The sequence below is a fragment of the Humibacillus xanthopallidus genome (genome assembly GCF_044793955.1).
GTDB lineage: Bacteria > Actinomycetota > Actinomycetes > Actinomycetales > Dermatophilaceae > Humibacillus > Humibacillus xanthopallidus_C.
Genome location: NZ_CP084995.1, coordinates 3,649,824 through 3,675,787 on the forward strand (window position 1 = coordinate 3,649,824; position 25,964 = coordinate 3,675,787).

At 69.1% G+C, this 25,964-nt stretch carries 21 protein-coding genes; 4 read left to right on the top strand and 17 right to left on the bottom strand.

The features are described 5' to 3' along the window. Nucleotides 1-9: 9 nt before the first annotated feature. From rplB to LG278_RS16465, 7 genes are all read right to left on the bottom strand, one after another. Nucleotides 10-846 (bottom strand): 50S ribosomal protein L2, encoded by an 837-nt coding sequence (gene rplB / locus LG278_RS16435; protein ID WP_404388516.1) that lies wholly within the window; start codon nt 844-846, stop codon nt 10-12. 28 nt (nt 847-874) lie between these two features. Continuing rightward, nucleotides 875-1,174 (bottom strand): 50S ribosomal protein L23, encoded by a 300-nt coding sequence (gene rplW / locus LG278_RS16440; protein ID WP_141823432.1) that lies wholly within the window; start codon nt 1,172-1,174, stop codon nt 875-877. Then, nucleotides 1,171-1,806 carry a 50S ribosomal protein L4 gene (gene rplD / locus LG278_RS16445; RefSeq protein WP_404388518.1) on the bottom strand — a complete coding sequence of 212 codons (636 nt, stop codon included), beginning with the start codon at nt 1,804-1,806 and terminating at the stop codon, nt 1,171-1,173. The genes rplW and rplD overlap by 4 nt, the downstream gene beginning before the upstream one ends. Continuing rightward, complete coding sequence (gene rplC, locus LG278_RS16450; RefSeq protein WP_404388520.1) at nt 1,803-2,468, bottom strand: 50S ribosomal protein L3; 666 nt, start codon at nt 2,466-2,468, stop codon at nt 1,803-1,805. The genes rplD and rplC overlap by 4 nt, the downstream gene beginning before the upstream one ends. 11 nt (nt 2,469-2,479) lie before the next feature. Then, on the bottom strand, nt 2,480-2,788 hold the full coding sequence (rpsJ, locus tag LG278_RS16455) for a 30S ribosomal protein S10 (protein WP_009775966.1): 309 nt from the start codon (nt 2,786-2,788) through the stop codon (nt 2,480-2,482). Nucleotides 2,789-3,073: 285 nt separating this feature from the next. After that, the gene (locus tag LG278_RS16460; RefSeq protein WP_404388522.1) at nt 3,074-3,520 is read right to left on the bottom strand and encodes a thiol-disulfide oxidoreductase DCC family protein; all 447 of its coding nucleotides are present in this window, start codon (nt 3,518-3,520) and stop codon (nt 3,074-3,076) included. 76 nt (nt 3,521-3,596) lie between these two features. Next, nucleotides 3,597-4,913 (bottom strand): M18 family aminopeptidase, encoded by a 1,317-nt coding sequence (locus tag LG278_RS16465; RefSeq protein WP_404388523.1) that lies wholly within the window; start codon nt 4,911-4,913, stop codon nt 3,597-3,599. Nucleotides 4,914-5,042: 129 nt separating this feature from the next. On the opposite strand from LG278_RS16465, the gene LG278_RS16470 reads away from it, so the two are divergent. The 3 genes from LG278_RS16470 to LG278_RS16480 are packed head-to-tail and all read left to right on the top strand — an operon-like array spanning nt 5,043 to nt 7,929. Further along, nucleotides 5,043-5,903, top strand: a complete 861-nt coding sequence (locus LG278_RS16470; protein ID WP_404388524.1) for a class I SAM-dependent methyltransferase — start codon at nt 5,043-5,045, stop codon at nt 5,901-5,903. Continuing rightward, entirely contained in the window at nt 5,900-6,823 is a 924-nt protein-coding gene (locus LG278_RS16475; RefSeq protein ID WP_404388526.1) for an LLM class flavin-dependent oxidoreductase, read from the top strand. Before LG278_RS16470 ends, LG278_RS16475 begins: the two co-directional genes overlap by 4 nt. Continuing rightward, nucleotides 6,820-7,929, top strand: coding sequence for a serine hydrolase domain-containing protein (locus LG278_RS16480; protein WP_404388527.1), 1,110 nt, complete (start codon nt 6,820-6,822; stop codon nt 7,927-7,929). Before LG278_RS16475 ends, LG278_RS16480 begins: the two co-directional genes overlap by 4 nt. Nucleotides 7,930-8,303: 374 nt before the next feature. Here the strand turns inward: LG278_RS16480 and tuf are convergent, their stop codons facing one another. From tuf to rpoB, 7 genes are all read right to left on the bottom strand, one after another. Continuing rightward, the gene (tuf, locus tag LG278_RS16485; protein WP_404388529.1) at nt 8,304-9,500 is read right to left on the bottom strand and encodes an elongation factor Tu; all 1,197 of its coding nucleotides are present in this window, start codon (nt 9,498-9,500) and stop codon (nt 8,304-8,306) included. Between the two features lie 117 nt (nt 9,501-9,617). Continuing rightward, nucleotides 9,618-11,735 (bottom strand): elongation factor G, encoded by a 2,118-nt coding sequence (fusA, locus tag LG278_RS16490; protein WP_404388531.1) that lies wholly within the window; start codon nt 11,733-11,735, stop codon nt 9,618-9,620. 178 nt (nt 11,736-11,913) lie between these two features. Next, entirely contained in the window at nt 11,914-12,384 is a 471-nt protein-coding gene (gene rpsG / locus LG278_RS16495) for a 30S ribosomal protein S7 (RefSeq protein WP_141823425.1), read from the bottom strand. Then, a complete protein-coding gene (gene rpsL / locus LG278_RS16500; RefSeq protein WP_141823424.1) occupies nt 12,384-12,758 on the bottom strand; it encodes a 30S ribosomal protein S12 in 375 nt (124 codons plus the stop codon). The genes rpsG and rpsL overlap by 1 nt, the downstream gene beginning before the upstream one ends. 497 nt (nt 12,759-13,255) lie before the next feature. Further along, a complete protein-coding gene (locus tag LG278_RS16505) occupies nt 13,256-13,804 on the bottom strand; it encodes a hypothetical protein (protein WP_404388533.1) in 549 nt (182 codons plus the stop codon). Nucleotides 13,805-13,949: 145 nt separating this feature from the next. Next, a complete protein-coding gene (locus LG278_RS16510; RefSeq protein ID WP_404388535.1) occupies nt 13,950-17,846 on the bottom strand; it encodes a DNA-directed RNA polymerase subunit beta' in 3,897 nt (1,298 codons plus the stop codon). 123 nt (nt 17,847-17,969) lie between these two features. Beyond that, nucleotides 17,970-21,425: a DNA-directed RNA polymerase subunit beta gene (rpoB, locus tag LG278_RS16515; protein WP_404388537.1), complete on the bottom strand. Its 3,456-nt coding sequence runs from the start codon at nt 21,423-21,425 to the stop codon at nt 17,970-17,972. Nucleotides 21,426-21,897: 472 nt separating this feature from the next. On the opposite strand from rpoB, the gene LG278_RS16520 reads away from it, so the two are divergent. Then, entirely contained in the window at nt 21,898-22,431 is a 534-nt protein-coding gene (locus tag LG278_RS16520) for a DUF4282 domain-containing protein (protein ID WP_404388538.1), read from the top strand. A gap of 127 nt (nt 22,432-22,558) precedes the next feature. Here the strand turns inward: LG278_RS16520 and LG278_RS16525 are convergent, their stop codons facing one another. The 3 genes from LG278_RS16525 to LG278_RS16535 form a co-directional block, all read right to left on the bottom strand. Further along, a complete protein-coding gene (locus tag LG278_RS16525) occupies nt 22,559-23,566 on the bottom strand; it encodes an agmatine/peptidylarginine deiminase (RefSeq protein WP_404388539.1) in 1,008 nt (335 codons plus the stop codon). A gap of 79 nt (nt 23,567-23,645) precedes the next feature. Then, nucleotides 23,646-24,620, bottom strand: coding sequence for a nitrilase-related carbon-nitrogen hydrolase (locus LG278_RS16530; protein ID WP_404388541.1), 975 nt, complete (start codon nt 24,618-24,620; stop codon nt 23,646-23,648). Nucleotides 24,621-24,911: 291 nt separating this feature from the next. Continuing rightward, nucleotides 24,912-25,874 carry a hypothetical protein gene (locus LG278_RS16535; RefSeq protein ID WP_404388543.1) on the bottom strand — a complete coding sequence of 321 codons (963 nt, stop codon included), beginning with the start codon at nt 25,872-25,874 and terminating at the stop codon, nt 24,912-24,914. Nucleotides 25,875-25,964: the final 90 nt, after the last annotated feature.

Here is a 25,964-nt window from a genome sequence, read left to right on the forward strand (position 1 = left end):
AGGCTCCTATCAGCGCTTCTTGCCAGTACGACGGCGACGAACAATGAGCTTGTCGCTTTCCTTGTGGCCCTTACGGGTTCGGCCTTCGGCCTGGCCCCAGGGGCTGACGGGGTGACGTCCACCGGACGTCTTGCCCTCACCACCACCGTGCGGGTGGTCAACCGGGTTCATCGCGACACCACGGACGGTCGGGCGCTTGCCCTTCCAGCGCATGCGGCCGGCCTTGCCCCAGTTGATGTTGCTCTGCTCGGCGTTGCCCACCTCGCCGACGGTCGCGCGGCAGCGCGCGTCGACGTTGCGGATCTCACCGGACGGCATACGCAACTGGGCGTAGGGGCCGTCCTTGGCGACGAGCTGGACGCGAGCGCCCGCGGAGCGAGCGATCTTCGCGCCGCCACCCGGCCGCAGCTCGATCGCGTGAACGACCGTGCCGACGGGGATGTTGCGCAGCGGGAGGCTGTTGCCCGGCTTGATGTCGGCGCCGGCGCCGTTCTCGATCGGGTCGCCCTGCTTGAGGCGGTTGGGCGCCAGGATGTAGCGCTTCTCGCCGTCGGCGTACTGGACGAGCGCGATGCGCGCCGTGCGGTTGGGGTCGTACTCGATGTGCGCGACCTTGGCGGGCACGCCGTCCTTGTCGTGGCGACGGAAGTCGATGACACGGTAGGCGCGCTTGTGGCCACCACCGATGTGGCGCGTCGTGATGCGACCGGCGTTGTTGCGGCCACCCGTCTTGGTGAGCGGGCGGACCAGCGACTTCTCCGGCGTGGAGCGCGTGATCTCGACGAAGTCGGCGACCGACGAGCCACGACGGCCCGGCGTGGTCGGCTTGTACTTACGGATTCCCATAGTGGTTCAGTCCTGTTCTTCGTCGGTCTCAGGCGCCCGCACCGAAGATGTCGATCGTGCCCTCGCGGAGGGAGACGATCGCACGCTTGGTGTCCTTGCGCTTGCCGATGCCGAAACGGGTGCGACGGCTCTTGCCCTGACGGTTCAGGGTGTGCACCTTGTCGACCTTGACGTCGAAGATCGACTCGATGGCGATCTTGATCTCGGTCTTGTTCGCGCGGGGGTCGACGATGAAGGTGTACTTGCCCTCGTCGAGCAGACCGTACGACTTCTCCGAGACGACCGGCGCGATGAGGATGTCGCGGGGGTCCTTGGCGTGGATGCTCACTTGGCGTCCTCCTTGGCAGCCTTGTCAGCCTTCACGGGGCCGGCGACGAACGCGTCGAGGGCGGCCTGGGTGAAGACGATGTCGTCGGCGCAGAGCACGTCGTACGTGTTGAGCTGGTCGGCGACCAGGACGTGGACGTTCTGCAGGTTGCGCACCGACTTCATCGCGACGTCGTTGCCACGCTCGATGACGACGAGCAGGTTGGGACGCTCGGTCAGTCCGGCGAGCACGGCGGCGGCATCCTTCGCCGAGGGCAGCTCGCCCGAGACGATGGAGTCGACGACGTGGATGCGGTCGAAGCGGGCCCGGTCGGAGAGGGCACCGCGCAGGGCGGCGGCCTTCATCTTCTTGGGGGTGCGCTGCGAGTAGTCACGCGGCTGCGGGCCGTGGACGACGCCACCACCGGCGAACTGGGGCGCACGGGTCGAGCCCTGACGGGCGCGGCCGGTGCCCTTCTGGCGGTAGGGCTTGCGGCCACCGCCGCGCACCTCGCCACGGGTCTTCGTCGAGTGCGTGCCCTGACGAGCCGCCGCGAGCTGAGCCACCACGACCTGGTGGATCAGCGGGACGTTCGTCTGCACGTCGAAGATCTCGGCGGGCAGGTTGGGGGTTGTGGTTGCCATGTGGATCATGCACCCTTCGCGGCCGTGCGGATCAGGACGATGCCGCCGCGGGGGCCGGGAACGGCACCCTTGATGAGCAGCAGGCCCTTCTCGGCGTCAACGGCGTGAATCGTGAGGTTCTGGGTCGTCTGGCGGACGCCACCCATGCGGCCGGCCATGCGCATGCCCTTGAAGACACGGCCCGGCGTGGAGCAGCCTCCGATGGAGCCCGGCTTGCGGTGGTTGCGGTGCGAACCGTGCGAGGAGCTGACGCCGTGGAAGCCGTGACGCTTCATGACACCGGCGAAGCCCTTGCCCTTGGTCGTGCCGGTCGCGTCGACGCGCTGGCCCGCCTCGAACGAGTCGGCCGTGATCTCCTGGCCGAGCTCGTAGTCGCCGGCGTCGGCCGTGCGCAGCTCGACGAGGTGACGGCGCGGCGTGACGCCGGCCTTCTCGAAGTGCCCGCTCATGGGCTTGTTGACCTTGCGCGGGTCGATCGCACCGAAGGCGATCTGCACCGCGGCGTAGCCGTCGGTCTCGTCGGCGCGCACCTGCGTGACGACGCAGGGGCCGGCCTGGACCACGGTCACGGGGATGAGTCGGTTGTCGGCATCCCACACCTGGGTCATGCCGAGCTTCTCGCCGAGCACGCCCTTGACGGTCCTGGCTGAAGTCGTGGTTGCAACAGTCATGATCAACCGCCTCAGAGCTTGATCTCGATGTTGACGTCCGCCGGCAGGTCGAGACGCATCAGCGAGTCGACGGCCTTGGGCGTCGGGTCGATGATGTCGATGAGGCGCTTGTGCGTGCGCATCTCGAAGTGCTCGCGGCTGTCCTTGTACTTGTGCGGCGACCGGATGACGACGAAGACGTTCTTCTCCGTCGGAAGCGGCACCGGGCCCACCACAGTGGCACCGGCACGCGTCACCGTGTCGACAATCTTGCGCGCCGAGTTGTCGATGACCTCGTGGTCATACGACTTCAAGCGGATGCGGATCTTCTGTCCCGCCATCTCCGTTACGTCTCTCTCTCGCCGTACTCTGCCTGCCGGTTCCCTTGGATCTCCGACCCCCGAGGTCGGGCGTGTCGCGCCCGCTTCGCGGTGAAAGTGCGCACCGAAGTGCCACTGTCCTCGTGGAGATCCCGGCCGAACCGGGTAACTTGCGCTTCCCTCGGGCCTCCGAGAGGAGTCCGGGCGAGTCCCCGTCAGGAGGCTCTCAAGGGGCGGCGCCACCGACATGGGTCAGCAACGCGCGTCAAGCAACCTGAACAGTGTGCCAGAGGCGGCGACGCACTATCAAATCGGCCCGGGCCGTTGCCGCAGGCCAGGGGCGCGCGGCGCGTCGCCGGCGGTGCGGTCGTCGCCGGGCTCGGGGCGGGCGCACTGCGCCGTGCCCCCGGGCAGCTGGTGGCGGTGCTCCGCCACCCAGGCGTAGGTGCGGGCCGCGAGGGCCCTGACGCCGGGCGCCAGGAGGACGTGCCCGAGCGGGCGCCACCCCGGCGCACCGTGCATGAGCGCGGCCGCGATCGCCTCGTGGCCGGAGCGGATCGCGCCGTCGACCCTCACGAACTGCGCCGCCTCGTCGCACTGCTCGGCCGTGAGGCCCAGGGCTGCGAGGTCGAGCTCCTGCCAGGGCCGCACGTCGTAGCGTCCCTGCCGGTCGACCCAGCGCCGCGCCACCTGCGCGCTGCGCGTGCAGAAGGCGCAGTCCGCGTCATAGACGAGCGTCGGTCGCTGTGCCACTCCCCCATCGTCGCACCCGGGCGCCGACGCAAAGGCAGGGGTATGCCGTCCGGCGTCGTGGGTGCCCACCGCCCGCTCAGGCGGGGGCGAGGAACGCGGCCAGCGCGGCGGCATACAGGGCGGGGTCCTCCGCGCCCATGAGCTCACGGGCGCTGTGCATCGACAGTGCGGCCGCACCGAAGTCGACGGTCGTGGCGCCGGTGAGCGACGAGGTGACGGGGCCGACGGTCGAGCCGCACGGCAGGTCGCTGCGCGTCACGAAGGTCTGCATCGGCACGTCGGCCTGCTCGCACGCGAGTCGGAACGCCGCAGCGCCGACCGAGTCGGTGGCGTAGCGCAGGTTGGTGTTGACCTTGAGCACCGGGCCGCCGTTGACGCGGATCTGGTGGAGCGGCTCGTGGCGGTCGGCGTAGTTGGGGTGGGTGGCGTGGCCCATGTCCCCCGAGGCGATCACCGTGCCCGCGAGGGCGCGCCAGTAGTCGTCGCGCGTGCCGCCACCGGCGAGCACGATGCGCTCGAGCACCGACGGCAGCAGGGTGGAGGTGGCGCCACGCTCCGAGGTGCTGCCGATCTCCTCGTGGTCGAAGAGCACGAGGACCGGCACGTGGGTGGGCTCGGAGGCCACGGCGTCCTGCAGGGCCCGCACCCCGGCATACGACGTCGCGAGGTTGTCGAGCCGCGGTGCGGCGATGAGGTCGCGCTCGCGCCCGATGCGGGCGGAGGGCTGCACGGGGTGGGTCATGACGTCCCACGCGAGCAGGTCGCCGTGGTCGACCCCGACCTGCGCGGCGAGGTAGCGCCGGACGTCGGCGGGCTGGTCGCCGAGGCCCCACAGCGGCACCATGTGCTGCTGCCTGTTGAGGGTGAGCTCGTCGTTCTGGCTGCGGTCGAGGTGAATCGCGAGCTGCGCGACCCGCAGGATCGGCGCCGCGTCGTGGAAGAGACGCGACTCGACGCCGTCGGCTGTGCGCACCGTGACGCGGCCGGCGAGCCCGAGGTCGCGGTCGAGCCACGAGTTGAGGATGAGGCCGCCGTAGGGCTCGACCGCCAGCATCTGCCAGCCGGCCTTGACGTGGTCGGCGTTGGGCTTGAGGCGCAGGTTGGGGCTGTCGGTGTGCGCCCCCACGACGCGGAAGCCCGCAGCCGGACCTGCCCCGGCCGCGTGGGCGCCGGTCGTGTCCCAGGCGATGAGCGAGCCGCCCCGCACGAGGTAGTGCCGGCCCGGCTCGCTCGGCCAGGGCTGCGTCTCGACGACCTCGGTGAAACCGGCCTCCCCGAGCCGCCGCGCCGCCTGCTCGCACGCGTGGAACGGCGTCGGCGAGGCGTCGACGAAGTCGATGAGGCCCTGGGCCTCGGTGTCGGTGTCGAACGAGTGGTCGAACGAGTGCGCCATGCGACCGACCCTACCGAGCACATCACAGGGCTCCCGCGCACGGTCCCGGTTGCGACAGCGGTCGACGGGTGGGTCACCCGCCTCGCGAGAACTCGGGACGGCCGCCCCTCGGCGGAGGACGATGAGGCCATGACCGGAGCCCAGACCGAAGCCCAGGCCGAAGCCCAGCAGCGGCGAGCCGGAGTGGCCGACCTCTTCGACCAGCTCGCCCCCCTCTACGACCAGAGCGGCGTGCCGTGGTTCGGCCCCATCGCGCAGCGCCTCGTGGCCTTGGTCGGGCCGCAGCCCGGTGAGCACGCCCTCGACATCGGAGCTGGTCGGGGGGCCGCGACCTTCCCACTCCGTGAGGCCGTGGGAGCGACGGGTCACGTCACCGCGGTCGACCTCTCCCCCGCCATGGTCGGCCTGCTCGAGCGGGAGGCCCTGGAGCGCGGGGTCGCCGGCATCTACGCCATCGTCGGAGAGGCCGGTCCGGCGACATTGGGCGCTGAGCGTTTCGACGTCGTTACCGCCTCGCTTGTCCTCTTCTTCGATCCCGACGCCGAGTCCACTCTGCGTGGCTGGTTCGAGCTGCTGCGACCGAGGACCGGCCGCCTCGGCATCACGTCCTTCGCTGGCATTGACGAGCACTGGGCCGCAGCCGAAGCTGCCCTGCTCGCTCACGCCCCGGCCGGAGCACTCGACCCACGTACGACAGGCACCCGCGGACCCTTCGCCAGCTCGGAGGCCCTGGAGAGCCTCTTCAGGGCCTGTGGAGCGAGCCAGGTCGAGACGGTGGTCGAACCACTCCTCGTCACGTTCCCGGACGCCGCAGCGTGGCGCGCGTGGACGATGGGCTTCGGGCTGCGCCAGTTCTGGGCGAGCGTGCCCGAGAGCGCGCTGCCCGGCGTGCTCGCCGAGATCGAGCTGGCCCTCGACGGGGACCGCGGAGACGATGGGCAGCTGCACCTCACCCAGCAGGTTCGCTACACGACGGCTCGCGCCGCATGAGCCCGACGCCAGCCCTCAAGGTGGGCGTCCAGCTCCCCGAGGTGGAGCGCCGCGTCGACTGGCCAGAGCTCATCACCATGGCCCGGACCGCCGAGGACGTCGGGCTCGACTCGGTGTGGCTCGGAGACCACCTGCTCTACGACCTCCCCAGCGGGATCACGCGGGGGCCCTGGGAGGTCTGGACGTCGCTGGCCGCTCTGGCCGCCGTGACCGAACGGGTCGAGCTCGGGCCGTTCGTCGCGTCGACGAGCTTCCACGCACCGGCCATGCTCGCCAAGCAGGCTGCCACGGTCGACGCGATCTCTGGCGGTCGACTGGTCCTCGGGCTGGGCGCCGGCTGGAACGAGCGGGAGTACACCGCCTTCGGGTTCCCCTTCGACCACCGGGTCTCCCGGTTCGAGGAGGCCTTCACGATCATCCGGCAGCTCGTGCGTGACGGCCGCTGCGACCTGCGCGGTGACTACTATTCGGTCGTCGAGTGCGTCCTCGATCCTCCGCCGTCACGACCCGGTGGCCCGCCCCTCATGCTCGGCTCGACGAGCCCGCGGATGATGCGGATAGGCCTGCCGCACGTCGATCTGTGGAACGCCTGGTGGAGCGATTACGACAACAGCGTCCCGGGGTTCGTGCGTCTGCGCGCCGAGGTCGAGCGGGCTGCCGAGGCGGCTGGGCGCGCTCCCGGCGAGGTCGGTGCGACGGCAGCGGTTCTCGTTCAACTCGAGGACGGGGTCGGCCGGACCATGGGTGAAGGCGACTACAACGCGCCCGTCGCTGCCGTGCCGGGCGATCCTGCAGCCATCGCCGAGCACCTGCTCGCCATGGCCGAAGCCGGTGCAGTGCACGTCCAACTCGTCCTCGACCCGATCACGGTGCAGTCGATCGAGGTCGCGGGCAGGGCACTCGACCTCCTGAGCACATGACGGCGACCAACGGACCGGCTGACGGGGTGCTCGGCTGGGTGGCGGCCGGGCTCGAGCCGGTGCGTGAGGCGTTCACCGAGGTCGTGCGGGGCCAGGACGGCACCGGCGCGGCAACCGCCATCTGGCACGACGGGCGCTGGGTCGCCGACCTCTGGGGCGGCTGTACGGACTCGGCCCGCACGATCCCCTGGCAGCGCGACAGCATCGTCATGCCCTACTCGGTCACCAAGGCCTTCACCGCCCTGGCGGCCCTCGTCCTCGTCGACCGCGGGCTGCTCGACCTCGACGAGACCGTGCAGCGGCACTGGCCGGAGCTGCGCACGCCCGCGACCGTGCGCCAGCTGCTCTCGCACCAGGTCGGGCTCGTCGCCCTGGCCGATCCCGCTCCCCCGGAGCTGCTCCTCGACTGGGACGGCCTCTGCTCGCGTCTCGCCGTGGAGGAGCCGCTCTGGACGAGCGGCACCGCCATCGGGGAGAGCGCGCTCTTCTACGGCCACCTCGTCGGCGAGCTGGTCCGGCGGGTCGACGGCCGGTCCCTCGGCCGCTTCTTGCGCGACGAGGTCTGCGGCCCGCACGAGCTCGACTTCGCCGTCGGCCTCTCCGACGCAGAGCTGGACCGAGCCGTCCACCTGACCGGTGTCGCGTCGCTCGTCGCCGACCTCGAGGGCCCCGACCGTCCCGACCTGCTCCGTCGCGCGCTGCTCAACCCTCCGGGCGCCCTCGACCCCGACACGGTCAACAGCGGCGCCTTCCGCCGTGCGGCGATCCCCGCCATCAACGGTCACGGCACCGCACGCGCCGTCGCCGGCCTGTATGCCGCCCTGCTCAGCGGGCGCATCATCTCCCCGTCCCTGCGCAACGAGGCCGCACGGGCTCAAGCCAGCGGTGTCGACCGCGTCATGGGTGGACCCAAGCGCTCCTGGGGCCTCGGTTTCGGCGTCGACGACGAGGGCTTCGGCATGGGCGGCATCGGCGGCAGCGTCGGCTGGGCCAGCACCCGAGACGGTTACGCCTTCGCCTTCCTCACCGGCACCATGGGCGGCCACGACCGGGCCGACGCCGTCGAGACCGCCTTCCGCGACGTCCTGGGCCTGCCACCCCTCTGAGACGCGGGCGGCGGCTTGCCGCCGGATCGCCGAGTCCGATCAGTCTGCGCATCAGTCGGCATTCACTGCTGCCCTGACAACCCAAAACGCAGACTGATCCGCAGATTGATCGCTCCACCCGCATCAGTCTGCAGATCAGTCGGCAGGTGGTGTCGTGGAAGCGCGGGGCGGGTGGCCGGGTGAGCGGCATCGGCGGCGGCCACACGGCATACGTCAATGAGCGTGCGCTGGGACGGCCGACGACGCTCCACGCCGCGAGCACCGCCGCGCGCCCCGCGCGACCCCGCACACCCCACGCCTCACGGACATGCAGAAGGGCCCGGACCGCCGAAGCGGACCGGGCCCTTCCGAAGTGCTGCGTCAGCAGCGTCAGATCACTTGATGATCTTGGTGACGCGACCGGCGCCGACCGTGCGGCCACCCTCACGGATGGCGAACTTGAGGCCGTCCTCCATGGCGATCGGCTGGATCAGCTCGACCGTCATGTCGGTGTTGTCGCCGGGCATGACCATCTCGGTGCCCTCGGGCAGGTGCACGACACCCGTCACGTCCGTCGTACGGAAGTAGAACTGCGGACGGTAGTTGTCGTAGAACGGCGTGTGACGGCCGCCCTCGTCCTTCGAGAGGATGTAGACCTGCGCCTCGAAGTCCGTGTGCGGGGTGATCGAGCCGGGCTTGCAGATGACCTGGCCGCGCTCAACGTCCTCGCGCTTGGTGCCACGAAGCAGCAGACCGACGTTCTCGCCCGCGCGACCCTCGTCGAGGAGCTTGCGGAACATCTCGACACCGGTGACGGTCGTCTTGGCCGGGGGGCCGGTGTGGATGCCGACGATCTCGATCTCCTCGTTGACCTTGAGGATGCCGCGCTCGATACGACCGGTGACGACGGTGCCACGACCGGTGATCGTGAAGACGTCCTCGACGGGCATGAGGAACGGCTTGTCGACGTCACGCTCGGGCGTCGGGATCGCCGTGTCGACGGCGTCCATGAGGTCGAGGACCGACTGGCCCCACTCGGGGTCACCCTCGAGAGCCTTGAGCGCCGAGACCTTGACGACCGGGAGGTCGTCGCCGGGGAACTCGTAGCCCGAGAGCAGCTCACGGACCTCCATCTCGACGAGCTCGAGGATCTCCTCGTCGTCGACCATGTCGGCCTTGTTGAGCGCCACGACGATGTAGGGAACGCCGACCTGCTTCGCGAGCAGGACGTGCTCCTTCGTCTGCGGCATCGGGCCGTCGGTCGCCGCGACCACGAGGATCGCACCGTCCATCTGGGCCGCACCGGTGATCATGTTCTTCACGTAGTCGGCGTGGCCGGGGCAGTCGACGTGCGCGTAGTGACGACCCTCGGTCTGGTACTCGATGTGCGCGATCGAGATCGTGATGCCTCGCTGGCGCTCCTCGGGAGCCTTGTCGATGTCCTCGAACGCGAACTGGGGGTTCAGGTCGGGGTACTTGTCGTGCAGAACCTTGGAAATCGCAGCCGTCAGCGTCGTCTTGCCGTGGTCAATGTGACCGATGGTGCCGATGTTGACGTGCGGCTTGGTCCGCTCGAACTTTGCCTTCGCCACTGTGGTGTCCTCCTCAGGACTTTAATGTGTGACGCCTAACGACCAGGGCAGGACGTGGCGCTGGGGGGTGATTCCGGAGTAGAGACTACGGGATAGCCGGAGTGCGGCAGACCGCGGTCACTCTCCCCGGGTCTTCTTGATGATCTCCTCGGCAACAGCCTTGGGGACCTCTGCGTAGGAGTCGAACTCCATCGAGTAGTTGGCACGACCCTGGGTCTTGGACCGAAGGTCACCGACATACCCGAACATCTCCGACAGCGGGACGAGGCCCTTGACGACCTTGGCACCGCTGATGTCCTCCATGGCCTGGATCTGGCCACGGCGGGAGTTGATGTCGCCGATGACGTCGCCCATGTACTCCTCGGGCGTGCGCACCTCGACGGCCATCATCGGCTCGAGCAGGACCGGGTCCGCCTTGCGGATGGCCTCCTTGAGCACCATCGAGCCGGCGATCTTGAACGCCATCTCGGAGGAGTCGACGTCGTGGTAGCCACCGTCGACGAGGGTCGCCTTGATGCCGACCAGCGGGTAGCCGGCGAGCACGCCGTACTGCATGGCGTCCTGGATGCCGGCGTCGACGGACGGGATGTACTCGCGCGGGACGCGGCCACCGGTGACACCGTTGACGAACTCGTACATCGAGCCGTCCTCGGTCTCGCCCAGGGGCTCGAAGCTGACCTGGACCTTGGCGAACTGCCCAGAGCCACCGGTCTGCTTCTTGTGCGTGTAGTCGTACTTGAGCACGGGACGACGGATCGTCTCGCGGTAGGCGACCTGCGGCTTGCCGACGTTGGCCTCGACCTTGAACTCGCGCTTCATGCGGTCGACCAGGATGTCGAGGTGCAGCTCGCCCATGCCGGCGATGATCGTCTGGCCGGTGTCCTCGTCGTGGTGCACCTGGAAGGTGGGGTCCTCGGCCGAGAGCTTCTGGATGGCCGTGCCCAGCTTCTCCTGGTCGCCCTTCGTCTTGGGCTCGATGGCGACCTGGATGACGGGGTCGGGGAAGGTCATCGACTCGAGCACGATCTGCTCGTTGATGTCCGACAGGGTGTCGCCGGTCGTCGTGTCCTTGAGGCCGATGGCCGCGTAGATGTGGCCGGCCAGGGCCTCCTCGACGGGGTTCTCCTTGTTGGCGTGCATCTGGAAGAGCTTCCCGATGCGCTCCTTGCGGCCCTTGGTCGAGTTGATCACCGTGGTGCCCGAGCTGATCTGGCCCGAGTAGACGCGGATGAAGGTCAGCGTGCCGAAGAACGGGTGCGTCGCGACCTTGAACGCCAGCGCCGAGAACGGCTCGTCGGTGGACGGCGCACGGGTCAGCTCGACCGCCTCGTTGCCCGGCTTGTGGCCGATCATCGGGGGCACGTCGAGCGGCGACGGCAAGTAGGAGACGACGGCGTCGAGCATCGGCTGGACACCGCGGTTCTTGAAGGCGGAGCCACAGAGCACGGGGTAGAGCTCGGAGCTGACGGTGAGCTTGCGGATGCCCTCCTTCAGCTCGGCGACGGTGAGCTCCTCGCCGCCGAGGTACTTCTCCATGAGCTCGTCGTCGGCCTCGGCGACGCGCTCGACGAGGGCCATGTGGTACTCGTCGGCCTTCGCCTGCAGGTCGGCCGGGATCTCCTGGATCTCGTACTTGGCGCCCATCGTGACATCGCCCTTGGCGTCGCCGGGCCACACGAGGGCCCGCATCTCGACGAGGTCGATGACGCCGACGAAGTCGTTCTCGGCACCGATCGGCAGCTGGATCACGAGGGGCTCGGCGCCCAGGCGGTCCTTGATCGTGTCGACCGTGAAGTAGAAGTCGGCACCGAGCTTGTCCATCTTGTTGACGAAGCAGATGCGCGGCACGTCGTACTTGTCGGCCTGACGCCACACCGTCTCGGACTGGGGCTCGACGCCCTCCTTGCCGTCGAAGACGGCGACGGCGCCGTCGAGGACGCGCAGCGAGCGCTCGACCTCGACCGTGAAGTCGACGTGCCCGGGGGTGTCGATGATGTTGATCTGGTTCTTGGCCCAGAAGGAGGTCACGGCGGCAGACGTGATCGTGATGCCGCGCTCCTTCTCCTGCTCCATCCAGTCGGTCGTCGACGCACCGTCGTGGGTCTCACCGATCTTGTGGTTGACACCGGTGTAGAAGAGGATGCGCTCCGTCACCGTGGTCTTGCCAGCGTCGATGTGCGCCATGATGCCGATGTTGCGGACCTTGTTGAGGTCCGTCAGAACGTCGAGTGCCACGTCAGGTTTCTCGTCTCATTCGTCGTGGGGTGAAATCTCGGGGACCCGCACGCCACGATCGTTCGTGACGGGGCGGGCGGGGCCCCAGCCGTATGCCGTCCCGTCGGGCCACGCAGGCCTTCTGGGGTTTTCCGGGGGGCGGGCCCCTCGGGGTTCGGCATACGGCCGGGCGTCGCTGTTACCAGCGGTAGTGCGCGAAGGCCTTGTTGGACTCGGCCATCTTGTGGGTGTCCTCGCGGCGCTTCACAGCGGCACCGAGGCCGTTGCTCGCGTCGAGGATCTCGTTCATGAGTCGCTCGGTCATCGTCTTCTCACGACGCTGACGCGAGTAGCCGACGAGCCAGCGCAGGGCGAGGGTGGTCGAGCGGTTGGGCTTGACCTCGATCGGCACCTGGTAGGTCGCGCCACCGACGCGACGGCTCTTGACCTCCATGGCCGGCTTGACGTTGTCGAGCGCACGCTTGAGCGTGGCGACGGGGTCGGTGCCGGTCTTGGCGCGGACGCCCTCGAGGGCGCCGTAGACGATCATCTCGGCGATCGACTTCTTGCCGTCGAGGAGGATCTTGTTGACGAGCTGCGTGACGAGCGGGCTGGCGTAGACCGGGTCGACGACGAGCGGGCGCTTCGGAGCGGGTCCCTTACGAGGCATCAGCTCTTCTCCTTCTTCGCGCCGTAACGGCTACGAGCCTGCTTTCGGTTCTTGACACCCTGGGTGTCGAGCGTGCCGCGGACGATCTTGTAGCGAACACCCGGGAGGTCCTTCACACGACCACCACGCACGAGCACGATCGAGTGCTCCTGCAGGTTGTGGCCGACGCCGGGGATGTAGGCCGTGACCTCGATGCCGCTGGAGAGGCGCACGCGGGCGACCTTGCGCAGGGCAGAGTTCGGCTTCTTGGGGGTGGTGGTGTACACGCGGGTGCACACACCGCGGCGCTGGGGCGAGCCCTTGAGCGCCGGGGTCTTGGCCTTCGTGGCCTTGTCCTGGCGGCCCTTGCGGACCAGCTGGTTGATGGTAGGCAACCTGGTTACTCCATAACGTTGCTCGTTGTCAGGCGTCCAGTCGGACGACTCCTTGGCTGTTCGTTGCGACGACCCCCGAGGTCGGGCGTGTCGGCAACGGTTCTCCCCCCTGCACTCCCCACCCGTGCGATGGTCTCGCGACCAGCTGGTGGTGGGTTGCCCGGCGGGAGGTTCGCTCTGGACCGCAGTGATGCCATCCGGCGAACCGGGGAGACAGGGCACCAGGGCCGTCATCGCGCATGCGAGAGGACTGCGCCTCAAGCACAGTGTTCAAGCGTACCGGGGCGCGGCACGCCGACCAAATCCTTGACCTCAGCCCCGCGTCAGCCCCTGCGTCAGCCCTGTTTTCGCGGCTGACGCCCACGGACGCTCCGGGCCTCCCTCGCTGGCGCTCGGTCGATCCTCACGTCCTGGCGTCAGCCCTGTTTTCGCGGCTGACGCCCACGGACGCTCCGGGCCTCCCTCGCTGGCGCTCGGTCGGTCCTCACGTCCTGGCGTCAGCCGAGGCGCCAGTCCCCCGCATACATGTGCAGCACCGGCAGGCCGAGCGTCTCACGGGCCTTGGAGGCCCAGTCGGTGTGGAAGGTGTCCTCGACGGCCTGCGGCTCCGTCACGACGACGACCTCGCTGGCATCGAGCCGGCTCACTTCCTCGACGAGCGTCGGCAGCGGGTCGTCCCCGGTGATCTCACCGGTCGCCGGCACACCGTGCGCGGCGAACTCCGCCAGCGTCGTGTCGAGGGCGCCCTGCGCGTCGGCGTGGGCCTCGTCGCGGTCGACGGGGCGCAGGCTGTCGAGGGCCTCCTTCATCTCGAAGAGGCTGAGGTGGTTGAGGAACGAGGAGAGCATGTTGCGCTGGACGTCGGCCGGCACGAGCACCCGGTAGGTCGCCGACTCCTCCTCGTGCAGCGCGATGATCTTGTCGACGTCGACGGGCTTGAGCGGCTCCTCGGTGACGACGATGATCACCGTCGGGGCCCCGCTGTCGGCCGTGGTGTCGTCGCCGCTGGAGGGCGCGTTCGGCTCTGCGGCCGTGGGCTCGGTCATGCGCTCCACCCTATCGAGCCCCACCCCGCCGCGAGAGGCCGCGGTGCAACCCGGGACGCCGAAGGGCCGACCCCCCTCTCGGGGAGCCGGCCCAGCGGCATACGGGATGGTCAGCGGCCACCGCTCACGCGGTGGACGCGACCGCTCAGAACTGGTCCAGGCCCAGCGCCTCGTCGTCGAGGCGGATCGCCTCGCCCGAGCCCGTGCCGAAGCCCGCGTAGTCGTACGCGTCGTAGTTCGGCAGCGAGTACATGGCGGCCTTGGCCTCCTCGGTGGGCTCGACCTTGATGTTCCGGTAGCGGGGCAGGCCCGTGCCGGCAGGGATGAGCTTGCCGAGGATGACGTTCTCCTTGAGGCCGAGCAGCGGGTCGGACTTGGCCTCCATGGCGGCCTGCGTGAGCACGCGGGTCGTCTCCTGGAAGGACGCGGCCGACAGCCACGACTCGGTGGCCAGCGAGGCCTTGGTGATGCCCATGAGCTCGGGACGACCAGCGGCCGGACGGCCACCCTCGGCCATGACGCGACGGTTCTCGTCCTCGAAGCGGCCGCGCTCGGCGAGCTCGCCCGGGAGGAGGTCCGCGTCGCCGGCCTCGATGATCGTCACGCGCCGCAGCATCTGCCGCACGATGACCTCGATGTGCTTGTCGTGGATCGACACACCCTGCTGACGGTAGACCCGCTGCACCTCGTCGACGAGGTGCTTCTGGGCCGCGCGCGGGCCGAGGATGCGAAGGACCTGCTTGGGGTCGATCGCGCCCTGGACCAGCTTGTCGCCGACCACGACGTGGTCACCGTCGCCGACGAGCAGGCGCGAGCGCTTGCTGACCGGGTAGGCGTGCTGCTCGGAGCCGTCGTCGGGCGTGAGCAGGACACGACGCGCCTTGTCGGTGTCCTCGATCTCGATGCGGCCGGTGGCCTCGGCGATCGGGGCCACACCCTTGGGGGTTCGGGCCTCGAAGAGCTCGACGACACGCGGCAGACCCTGGGTGATGTCGTCGGCCGCAGCCGCACCACCGGTGTGGAAGGTACGCATCGTCAGCTGCGTGCCGGGCTCACCGATCGACTGGGCCGCGATGATGCCGACGGCCTCGCCGATGTCGACGAGCTTGCCGGTCGCGAGCGAGCGGCCGTAGCAGGCCGCACACGTGCCGACCTTGCTGTCGCAGGTGAGGACCGAGCGGATCCGCACCTCGTCGACACCCGCCGCGAAGAGCGCGTCGATGACGACGTCTCCGAGGTCGATGCCTGCGACAGCGAGCGTCTCGCCGTCGACGACGACGTCCTCGGCCAGCGTGCGGGCGTAGACCGAGGCCTCGACCGCGTCGCCGAGCGACCGGACGCCGGTGGCCTCGTTGACCTCGGCGATGGGCAGCTTGAGCCCACGGTCGGTGCCACAGTCGTCCTCACGGATGATGACGTCCTGCGACACGTCGACGAGACGACGCGTGAGGTAGCCCGAGTCGGCCGTGCGAAGCGCCGTGTCGGCCAGACCCTTGCGGGCACCGTGCGTCGAGATGAAGAACTCCAGCACCGTGAGGCCCTCACGGAAGTTCGCCTTGATCGGGCGCGGGATGATCTCGCCCTTCGGGTTGGCCATCAGGCCACGCATGCCGGCGATCTGACGGATCTGGAACCAGTTACCACCAGCACCCGAGGACACCATCCGGTAGATGGGGTTCGTGCGCGGGAAGTTGGTCTCCATCTCCTTGGCGACCTGGTTGGACGCCTGGGTCCAGATCTCGACGAGCTCCTGACGACGCTCGTCGTCGGTGATGAGACCGCGCTCGTACTGGGTCTGGACCTTGGCGGCCTTGGTCTCGTAGCCCTCGAGGATGGCCGTCTTGTTGTCCGGCGTCGTGACGTCGGAGATCGCGACGGTGCAGCCCGAGCGGGTCGACCAGTGGAAACCGGCCTCCTTCAGGGCGTCGAGGGATGCGGCGACCTGCACCTTGGAGTAGCGCTCGGCGAGGTCGTTGACGATCGCCGAGAGCCGCTTGCGGTCGACCGGGCGGTTCTCGAACGGGTAGTCGAGCGGCAGCGTGTCGTTGAAGATCGCGCGGCCGAGCGTCGTCTCGAGCGTGATGCTCGGGACGATGCCGTCCTCGCCCACCTCGACACCCTCGGGCAGCTCGAAACCGGGCGGCGGCACCGCGTCGGTCAGGCGCAGCTTGATCGCCGAGCCGAGCTCGAGCTCGCCACGGTCGAAGGCCATGCGGGCCTCCGACGGCGAGGTGAACGCACGACCCGCACCGATGCCCCCACCGTCGACCGCGTCGGTCAGGTGGTAGATGCCGGTGATCATGTCCTGGGTCGGCATCGTGACGGGACGACCGTCGGCCGGCTTGAGGATGTTGTTGCTCGACAGCATGAGGATGCGGGCCTCGGCCTGTGCCTCCGCCGACAGCGGCACGTGCACAGCCATCTGGTCACCGTCGAAGTCGGCGTTGAAGGCCGAGCAGACGAGCGGGTGGATCTGGATGGCCTTGCCCTCGACGAGCTGCGGCTCGAACGCCTGGATGCCCAGACGGTGCAGCGTGGGCGCACGGTTGAGCAGCACGGGGTGCTCGGTGATGACCTCTTCGAGGACGTCCCACACGACCGGACGGGCGCGCTCGACCATGCGCTTGGCCGACTTGATGTTCTGCGCGTGGTCGAGGTCGACGAGGCGCTTCATCACGAACGGCTTGAACAGCTCGAGCGCCATCTGCTTGGGCAGACCGCACTGGTGCAGCTTGAGCTGCGGGCCGACGACGATGACCGAACGGCCGGAGTAGTCGACGCGCTTGCCGAGCAGGTTCTGACGGAAGCGACCCTGCTTGCCCTTGAGCATGTCGGACAGCGACTTGAGCGGACGGTTGCCGGGGCCCGTGACCGGGCGACCACGACGGCCGTTGTCGAAGAGGCTGTCGACGGCCTCCTGGAGCATGCGCTTCTCGTTGTTGACGATGATCTCGGGCGCGCCGAGGTCGAGGAGCCGCTTCAGGCGGTTGTTGCGGTTGATGACGCGACGGTAGAGGTCGTTGAGGTCCGAGGTCGCGAAGCGGCCACCGTCGAGCTGCACCATCGGGCGCAGGTCCGGCGGGATGACCGGGATCGCGTCGAGGACCATGCCCGACGGGTGGTTCGTCGTCGTCTGGAACGCGTTGACGACCTTGAGCCGCTTGATGGCGCGGGTCTTCTTCTGACCCTTGCCCGTCGCGATGATCTCCTGGAGCAGGTCGGCCTCGGAGTCGAGGTCGAAGGACTCGAGGCGCTTCTGGATCGCCGCGGCGCCCATGCCGCCCTCGAAGTAGAGACCGAAGCGGTCACGCATCTCGCGGTAGAGGATCTCGTCGCCCTCGAGGTCCTGGACCTTGAGGTTCTTGAAGCGGTCCCAGACCTGCTCGAGACGCTCGACCTGCTGGTCGGCGCGCTTGCGGATGTTGTTCATCTCGCGCTCGGCCTGGTCGCGGACCTTGCGCTTGGCGTCGGCCTTGGCACCCTCGGCCTCGAGCTCGGCGATGTTGCGCTCGAGCGTCTGGGCGCGGGTCTCGACGTCGGCGTCGCGACGGTTCTCGATCTCCTTCTTCTCGGCCTGGATCTGTGCCTCGAGCGAGGGCAGGTCGGTGTGACGCTGCTCGTCGTCGACGGACGTGATCATGTAGGCCGCGAAGTAGATGACCTTCTCGAGGTCCTTCGGAGCGAGGTCGAGCAGGTAGCCGAGGCGGCTCGGCACGCCCTTGAAGTACCAGATGTGGGTGACGGGGGCGGCGAGCTCGATGTGGCCCATCCGCTCACGGCGCACCTTGGCGCGGGTGACCTCGACGCCACAGCGCTCACAGATGATGCCCTTGAAGCGGACGCGCTTGTACTTGCCGCAGTTGCACTCCCAGTCGCGAGTCGGACCGAAGATGCGCTCGCAGAAGAGGCCCTCCTTCTCCGGCTTGAGGGTGCGGTAGTTGATGGTCTCGGGCTTCTTGACCTCGCCGTGGCTCCACTGGCGGATTTGTTCCGCCGTGGCGAGGCCGATGCGCAGCTCGTCGAAGAAGTTGACGTCGAGCACGTGGTTCCTTCTCTCGTAACTCTCGTTAAGTCTTTGGTCTGAGTGGGATTCGAAGACATCGGTGGCGTATGCCGCTGAGCGGGCCCAGCGGCATACGCACCGCTTGTCGTGTGGTGGCCTTTCTCAGACCTCTTCGACGCTGGACGGCTCACGCCGGCTCAGGTCGATGCCGAGCTCCTCCGCCGCGCGGAAGACCTCCTCGTCGGATTCCTTCATCTCGATCGTCGTGCCCTCGGAGTTGAGGACCTCGACGTTGAGACACAGGGACTGCATCTCCTTGAGGAGGACCTTGAACGACTCGGGGATGCCGGAGTCCGGGATGTTCTCGCCCTTGACGATGGCCTCGTAGACCTTCACGCGGCCGGGGACGTCGTCGGACTTGATCGTCAGCAGCTCCTGGAGCGTGTAGGCAGCGCCGTACGCCTCGAGGGCCCAGACCTCCATCTCACCGAAGCGCTGGCCACCGAACTGGGCCTTACCGCCGAGCGGCTGCTGGGTGATCATCGAGTAGGGACCCGTGGAACGAGCGTGGATCTTGTCGTCGACGAGGTGGTGGAGCTTGAGGATGTACATGTAGCCCACCGCGACCGGCTCCGGGAACGGCTCGCCGGAGCGGCCGTCGAAGAGGCGGGTCTTGCCCGAGGCGTCGATGAGCCGCACGTCGTCGCGCGTCTTGAGCGTCGAGTCGAGCAGACCCGTCACGACGTCCTCGGACGCACCGTCGAAGACCGGCGTCGCCACGCGCGAGCCGGGCGGGGCCTCGTGCGCGTCGAGCGGGATCTGGTCGGCCCACTCCGGCTTGCCCTCGATCTTCCAGCCGCGGCTGGCAGCCCAGCCGAGGTGCAGCTCGAGGATCTGGCCGAGGTTCATGCGTCGCGGCACACCGTGCGGGTTGAGCACGACGTCGACGGGCGTCCCGTCCTCGAGGAACGGCATGTCCTCGACCGGCAGGATCTTGGAGATGACGCCCTTGTTGCCGTGGCGGCCGGCGAGCTTGTCACCGTCGGTGATCTTGCGCTTGTTGGCCACGTAGACGCGGACGAGCTGGTTGACGCCCGGGGGCAGGTCGTCGCCGAGGTCGGAGCGGAACTCCTTGACGCCGATGACGGTGCCGGTCTCGCCGTGGGGCACCTTGAGCGAGGTGTCGCGCACCTCGCGCGCCTTCTCACCGAAGATCGCACGGAGCAGGCGCTCCTCCGGGGTCAGCTCGGTCTCGCCCTTGGGGGTGACCTTGCCGACGAGCAGGTCGCCGTCGCGGACCTCGGCGCCGACGCGGATGATGCCGCGCTCGTCGAGGTCGGCCAGCACGTCCTCGGAGACGTTGGGGATGTCCCGGGTGATCTCCTCCGGACCCAGCTTGGTGTCGCGTGCGTCGACCTCGTGCTCCTCGATGTGGATCGAGGAGAGCACGTCGTCCTGCACGAGACGCTGGCTGAGGATGATCGCGTCCTCGTAGTTGTGGCCCTCCCACGACATGAACGCGACGAGCAGGTTGCGCCCGAGCGCCATCTCGCCACCGTCGGTCGCGGGACCGTCGGCGATGACGCCGCCGGCCTCGAGGCGGTCGCCCTCGTTGACGACGACGACCTGGTTGTAGCTCGTGCCCTGGTTGGAGCGCGCGAACTTCGCGATCGGGTAGGTGCGGTAGGTGCCGTCGTCGTTGGCGACGGTCACGAGGTCGGCAGCGACCTCCTGGACGACGCCGGCCTTCTCGGCACGGACGACGTCACCGGAGTCGAGCGCCGCACGGAACTCCATGCCGGTGCCGACGAGCGGGGCCTCGCTCTTGACGAGCGGGACCGCCTGACGCTGCATGTTGGCGCCCATGAGCGCGCGGTTGGCGTCGTCGTGCTCGAGGAACGGGATCATGGCCGTGGCGGCCGACACCATCTGGCGCGGCGAGACGTCCATGTAGTCGACCTCGTCACCGGGGACGAGCTCGACCTCTCCACCCTTGGTGCGCACGAGCACGCGCTCCTCGGTGAAGTTGCCCTCGAGGTCGATCGGCGCGTTGGCCTGGGCGACGACGTACTTGTCCTCCTCGTCGGCCGACAGGTAGTCGACGTCGTCGCTGACGACGCCACCCTCGACCTTGCGATAGGGCGTCTCGATGAAGCCGAACGCGTTGATCCGCCCGTAGGACGCGAGCGAGCCGATGAGGCCGATGTTCGGGCCTTCAGGCGTCTCGATCGGGCACATGCGGCCGTAGTGCGACGGGTGGACGTCACGGACCTCCATCTGGGCGCGGTCACGGGAGATACCACCCGGGCCGAGCGCGGACAGACGACGCTTGTGCGTCAGACCCGCGAGCGGGTTGTTCTGGTCCATGAACTGCGACAGCTGCGAGGTGCCGAAGAACTCCTTGATCGAGGCCACCACGGGGCGGATGTTGATCAGGGTCTGCGGCGTGATCGCCTCGACGTCCTGGGTCGTCATGCGCTCACGCACGACGCGCTCCATGCGCGAGAGACCGGTGCGGACCTGGTTCTGGATGAGCTCGCCGACGGAGCGGAGACGACGGTTGCCGAAGTGGTCGATGTCATCGACCTCGACACGCACGTCGATCTCGTCGCCGTTCTTGACGCCCTTCATCGAGTCCTGGCCGTCGTGCAGCGACACGATGAACTTGATCGTCTTGACGATGTCGTCGACCGACAGCGTCGAGTCGCTGATCGGCGCGTCGACGCCGAGCTTCTTGTTCACCTTGTAGCGGCCGACCTTGGCGAGGTCGTAGCGCTTGCCGTTGAAGTAGAGGTTGTCGAGCAGGGTCTGCGCGGCCTCCTTGGTCGGCGGCTCGCCCGGACGCAGCTTGCGGTAGATGTCGAGCAGCGCGTCGTCCTGGCCCTGCGTGTGGTCCTTCTCGAGCGTCAGGCGCATCGACTCGAACTCGCCGAACTCCTCGAGGATCTGGGCCTCGGTCCAGCCGAGGGCCTTGAGGAGCACGGTGACCGACTGCTTGCGCTTGCGGTCGACGCGGACGCCGACCATGTCGCGCTTGTCGATCTCGAACTCGAGCCACGCACCACGGCTCGGGATGATCTTGGCGGTGTAGATGTCCTTGTCGGACGTCTTGTCGGGCGTGCGCTCGAAGTAGACGCCCGGGCTGCGGACGAGCTGCGACACGACGACACGCTCGGTGCCGTTGATGATGAAGGTGCCGCGCTCGGTCATGAGCGGGAAGTCGCCCATGAAGACGGTCTGGCTCTTGATCTCACCGGTGACGGTGTTCATGAACTCAGCCGTCACGAAGAGGGGTGCGTCATACGTCTGGTCGCGCTCCTTGCACGACTCGATCGTCTTGCGGGTCTCCTCGAAGCGGTGGTCGCGGAACGACAGCGACATCGAGCCGCTGAAGTCCTCGATCGGGGAGATCTCCTCGAAGATCTCCTCGAGACCGGAGCGGTCGGGAACGTCGGTGCGTCCCCCGGACTTCGCAGCCGCGACGCGGGCCTGCCAGCGCTCGTTGCCGAGAAGCCAGTCGAAGCTCTCCGTCTGGAGTGCAAGGAGGTCAGGGACCTCGAGGGGTTCGCGAATCTTCGCGAAGGACAGACGTCCCGAAGGGGTCTGTGCGGTGGACATGTTCGTCGCAGAACGCGCGGCAGCCAAGGAGGGTCCTTCCACGGGCCTTTTTTTCGAATCTTCAGATCCGCGCTGACGCATGGCTCCGCTCGCGGGTCCCCGGGTCGGTGATCGTGCCGTTGAGCGGCACGGAGAGTCGGACCGGGGTCGCGAAAGGTGGGCATGGGCAGCGCAAAGGCCTAGCCTACCCATGAAGGGCAGGAGTGTCCAGCCGGGTCAAGAGGCGGAGGTCGTCGTCGAGGCACCCACCCGGTCTCAACAGACCGGATGCCCTCGACGTGACCTGCCACGCCCCCCGGACCGGGGGCTCGCGATGCGAACGCGACGAATATGGACCCTCCCCGGGCCCACGTCAAGAGCGGACCACGGTTCGGCGCGCCCGAAGGGGGCCGCGGACCCCGCCGCCCTACGCTGGAACGGTCCGGCTCGGGGCGCAGACCCGCGCCACCCCCGCACAGAAGGAGATCGCACGATGTCCGATCAGAACCCCCCGGAGCAGGGCTCCTTCGGCTCGCCGCCCCCGGGCTCAGACCCGCAGGGCGCCGGACCCACACCCACCCCTCCCGCCGGGAGCGGCTCGACCCCTCCCCCGCCGCCCGCCCCGCTGACGTCGTCGACCCCAGCGACCCCGGCGACACCGGGGACCCCCTCAGGTCCGCCGGCGCATCCGTCGACCGCCTCGGCCGCCATGCAGTCGGGCGCCGAAGCGATCACCGACTCGTCGGCCGGCTTCCTGCCCGCGCTCTTCGACTTCAGCTTCAACAGCTTCGTGACGCCCAAGATCGTCCGCTTCGTCTACGTCCTGGCGACGATCTGGGCCGTCGTGATGTACGTCATCGTCGTCATCTCGTCGTTCACCCAGAGCGTCACGAACGGGCTGATCGCCCTCGTCCTCGGGCCCCTGGTCGCCGTCATCTGGCTCGCCGTCGTGAGGATCGGCCTCGAGTTCGGCATCTCCGTCGTGCGCATGAGCGAGGACGTGCACAAGCGCCTCCCCCAGGCCTGACCGCCCGCCCTCAGACAGTCGAATTCAGACAATCGAAAGAGCAGTTCGTCCGCGAGGCCGTCAACGGCCGAGCGGACGAACTGCTCTTTCGATTCGAAGTGCTCCTGTGATTGCGGGGGGCTCGGGGTCAGAGGGCGGGCTGCTGCTGGGTGATGCAATGGATGCCGCCGCCGCGGTCGAAGAGCGGCCGCGCGTCGACCCCGACGACCCGCCGACCCGGGTAGGCCTCTGACAGCACCGCGAGCGACGCCTCATCCTGCTCGTCGCCGAAGGTGCACGCGATGACGCCGTCGTTGACGACGAGGTGGTTGAGGTAGGACCAGTCGACCGGGCCCTCGGCGTCGGCCAGGGTGCGCGGCGCCGGAACCCCCACCACCTCGAACCGCTCGCCGCGGGCGTCACGCGCACCCTCGAGCAGCTCGCGCAGCTCGCGGGACACCGCGTGGTCGGGATGGCTCGGGTCCTGCTGCTCGTGGAGCAGCACGACGCCCGGTGACGGGATCGTCGCGACGATGTCGACGTGGCCGCGCGTGCCGAACTCGTCGTAGTCGCGGGTCAGGCCCCGTGGCAGCCAGATGCACGTCGTCGCCCCGATGGTGCGGGCCAGCTCGGCCTCGACGTCGGCGCGGGTGAGCCCCGGGTTGCGGCCGGGGTCGAGCTGCACGGTCTCGGTGAGCAGCACCGTGCCCAGCCCGTCGACGTGGATGCCCCCACCCTCGTTGACGAGCGGAGAGCTGATGAGCTGGGCACCGGCACGCCCGCTCACGAAGGCCCCGATCAGGGCGTCGTGCTCCCACGTGGCCCAGGACTGGGCGCCCCAGCCGTTGAAAACCCAGTCGACGGCCCCGAGCGTGCCCGCCTCGGAGACCACGAAAGTGGGTCCGATGTCGCGCATCCACGCGTCGTCGAGCTCGGTGGGCACGAGCTCGACATCGGGGCGCAGGTAGCGTTGCGCCACCTCGACGTCGCCGGGGACCACCGCCATCCGCACGGGCTCGAAGTCCGCCACGGCATGGGCCACGGCCGCCCACGTCGAGCGGGCTCGCTCGATCTCGTCGGGAGTCTCGCCCAACGTGTAGCCCTGACTCGGCCACGCCATCCACGTCGCGTCATGGCGAGCGGTCTCGGACGGCATACGCCACGACGTCGGCGCCGCCGCGCCTCCCGCGCTTCCGGTGGCTCCCGGGGTGCCTGGCCCCCCGCTCACCGGCACGTCAGTCCGCCACGACGCGACGGTGCTCGTCGCGCACGGGCTGCGTCAGGGCGGCATACGAGTCGGGGCGCCGCGTCGAGAGGAAGGGGAAGAGCTCGAGCCAGTCGTCGCGCTGGGCGAGGTCGAGGTCGGCGACGAGCACCGCCGCCTCGTCGCGGGGCGCCTGCACGAGGACGCGGCCGTAGGGGTCGGAGATGAAGGAGCTGCCGTAGAAGGTGATGAGGCCCTCGGTGCCGTAGCGGTTGGGCACGACCATGAACAGGCCGTTGGCGATGCCGTTGCCGACGATGACTTGCTGCCACAGCGGCTGCGTGTCGAAGTCGGGGTGGTCGGGCTCCGAGCCGATCGCCGTCGGGTAGCAGAGCACCTGCGCCCCACCGAGCGAGTAGAGCCGCGCCACCTCCGGGAACCACTCGTCCCAGCACGTCGGGAGCCCGAGCCGGATGGCTGGATCATCAAGTGCCACAACGGGATAGGCATCCTGAGGCGGGCCGGGACGGAAGTACTTGTCCTCGTAGTAGCCGGCCGTCACGGGGATGTGCGTCTTGCGGGTGCGGGCCACGATCTCGCCGCTCGGGGCGACGACCACGGCCGTGTTGAAGCCGAGACCGTCGTCGGCGCCGTCGGGGGCAGGCGCCCGCTCGTAGAGCGAGGCGTGCACGTGCACACCGAAGTCGGCGGCGGCCGCGCGCGCGAAGGCGATGGTGGGACCGCTGTCGAGGTCCTCGGCGGTCGCGGACGGCGTGCCCTCCGGCAGGGTGTCGGCCGGGTAGCGCGACAGGGTCAGCTCGGGCAGGAAGACGATCGCGGCACCCGCGTCGGCCGCCGTGCGAATGCCGTCGCGGAGGGTCTCGACGAGCTCCGCGGGATCCTCGGTCCAGGCATGCTGCACGAGGCCGACCCTGACGGGCGCGGCTCCGGGCGCATCGACGCGGGCGAGGGACTCGAGGACGGCTTCGGCCTGAATGAGCTTCACGAAGCGCAGTATGCCAATACACGGGGGCTCGCGGGCCGAGCGGCCCTGTGCCCCCGTGGACCCTCGGACCACTCACCGAGCCCGGCTCGCGGGCCCGGCGGCCCAGCGGGCCGAGCGCGAGAGGTCGGTCCCGGGCGCCCAGCCGGGGCGCCCGAGACCTTCTCCCCCCTTGCGGGAACGGACGCTCGAGCCGTCGGCCCCTCAGCCGTGCTGGGCTCGTGGCTGCCATCCCCTGACCGATGCACGTCGGTCACACGGATAACGACTCGGGGGCCCTGAGGTTATGCAGGGTTACGCGGAGACGCCGGGTTCGCCCTCGTGGACGACGGACTCGCCCTCGACGCGCACCGTGAAGCGGCGCGTCGAGCCCTCGGGGCCGCTGGCCTCGTGCAGCCCGTCCGGGCTCGCCGGCGGCTCTCCGGCACCCGCGTCCTGCGAGAGCCGCCCGAGTCGGGCGAGGACCGCGTTGAGCTGCTCGAACGTCTCGGGGGTCGGCACCGGGGCCTGCCCGTCGGCGTTGCCCGACAGCCCGGCGAGGCGGTGGTCACCCCCGACGACGAAGGTCGCGGTAAGCCGCTCGACCGGATGCCCGCGGTGGGCGGCGACACCGTCACGGAGCACGCGCGCCGCCTCGGCCACGACGCTTTCCACGTCCACCACGGCGTTGTCCGCCGACTCGACCGCTTGCGCGACCGGGGCCTCGACCGCCGGCTCGTCCGCGGCCCCGTCGGCCCTGCCGGCCTCGTCGGTGTGGCTGCCGTTGGGCGCCTGCTGTCCGGAGTGCCCCTCGCTGAGGAAGCCGACCGCGGCGACCTCGATCTTGGCGAAGTCGACGACCGCGTCGCGGGCGAGCGAGTTGTCGATGACGTAGGCGATGTTGACGGGGAGGTCGCGCATGCCGGGGTGCAGCTGCTGGCCGACGAACCGGGCGCAGACGAGCAACGCGTGCACCCGCACCATCGGCCGGCCCTTGCGGTCCTCGACCCGCTGGTCGGCTTCGACCCGTCCCAGGTCGAAGCCGGGGGCGGGATAGAAGTGCAGGGGGCGCTCGAGCACGAGGAGGGAGTAGTCGGGGCGGTCCGGCCCGGGGATGAGGCGATAGAGCTCGCCCTCGAGCGGCAGCTGCCACTCGAGCTCGCGCGGCGCGGTGTCGAAGCGGGTGACGGCGACCTGCGGCCCGTAGCGACCCATCGGGCTCTCGGCGTCCTGTGACGCGGCCGCAGCCTGCTCCTGCTGGTGTGGCACCGATCCCATGGCGGTCAACCTACCGGGCCAGACCCCTCCACGACGGGCGTGGTCCCCGCGGCCGTCCGGGCGTCCTCGCCCTGCCCGTCGGGTCGGGTG

Bases quoted from the DNA above. Each gene is read 5' to 3' on its own strand.
- LG278_RS16475 (WP_404388526.1), top strand. From the start codon at position 5,900: ATGAGCCCGACGCCAGCCCTCAAGGTGGGCGTCCAGCTCCCCGAGGTG.
- LG278_RS16535 (WP_404388543.1), bottom strand. From the start codon at position 25,874: ATGGGATCGGTGCCACACCAGCAGGAGCAGGCTGCGGCCGCGTCACAG.
- rplC (WP_404388520.1), bottom strand. From the start codon at position 2,468: ATGACTGTTGCAACCACGACTTCAGCCAGGACCGTCAAGGGCGTGCTC.
- rplB (WP_404388516.1), bottom strand. From the start codon at position 846: ATGGGAATCCGTAAGTACAAGCCGACCACGCCGGGCCGTCGTGGCTCG.
- LG278_RS16465 (WP_404388523.1), bottom strand. From the start codon at position 4,913: ATGGCGCACTCGTTCGACCACTCGTTCGACACCGACACCGAGGCCCAG.
- LG278_RS16505 (WP_404388533.1), bottom strand. From the start codon at position 13,804: ATGACCGAGCCCACGGCCGCAGAGCCGAACGCGCCCTCCAGCGGCGAC.
- LG278_RS16480 (WP_404388527.1), top strand. From the start codon at position 6,820: ATGACGGCGACCAACGGACCGGCTGACGGGGTGCTCGGCTGGGTGGCG.
- LG278_RS16525 (WP_404388539.1), bottom strand. From the start codon at position 23,566: ATGCCGTCCGAGACCGCTCGCCATGACGCGACGTGGATGGCGTGGCCG.
- LG278_RS16470 (WP_404388524.1), top strand. From the start codon at position 5,043: ATGACCGGAGCCCAGACCGAAGCCCAGGCCGAAGCCCAGCAGCGGCGA.
- LG278_RS16520 (WP_404388538.1), top strand. From the start codon at position 21,898: ATGTCCGATCAGAACCCCCCGGAGCAGGGCTCCTTCGGCTCGCCGCCC.
- rpoB (WP_404388537.1), bottom strand. From the start codon at position 21,425: ATGTCCACCGCACAGACCCCTTCGGGACGTCTGTCCTTCGCGAAGATT.
- rpsG (WP_141823425.1), bottom strand. From the start codon at position 12,384: ATGCCTCGTAAGGGACCCGCTCCGAAGCGCCCGCTCGTCGTCGACCCG.
- rplD (WP_404388518.1), bottom strand. From the start codon at position 1,806: ATGATCCACATGGCAACCACAACCCCCAACCTGCCCGCCGAGATCTTC.
- rpsJ (WP_009775966.1), bottom strand. From the start codon at position 2,788: ATGGCGGGACAGAAGATCCGCATCCGCTTGAAGTCGTATGACCACGAG.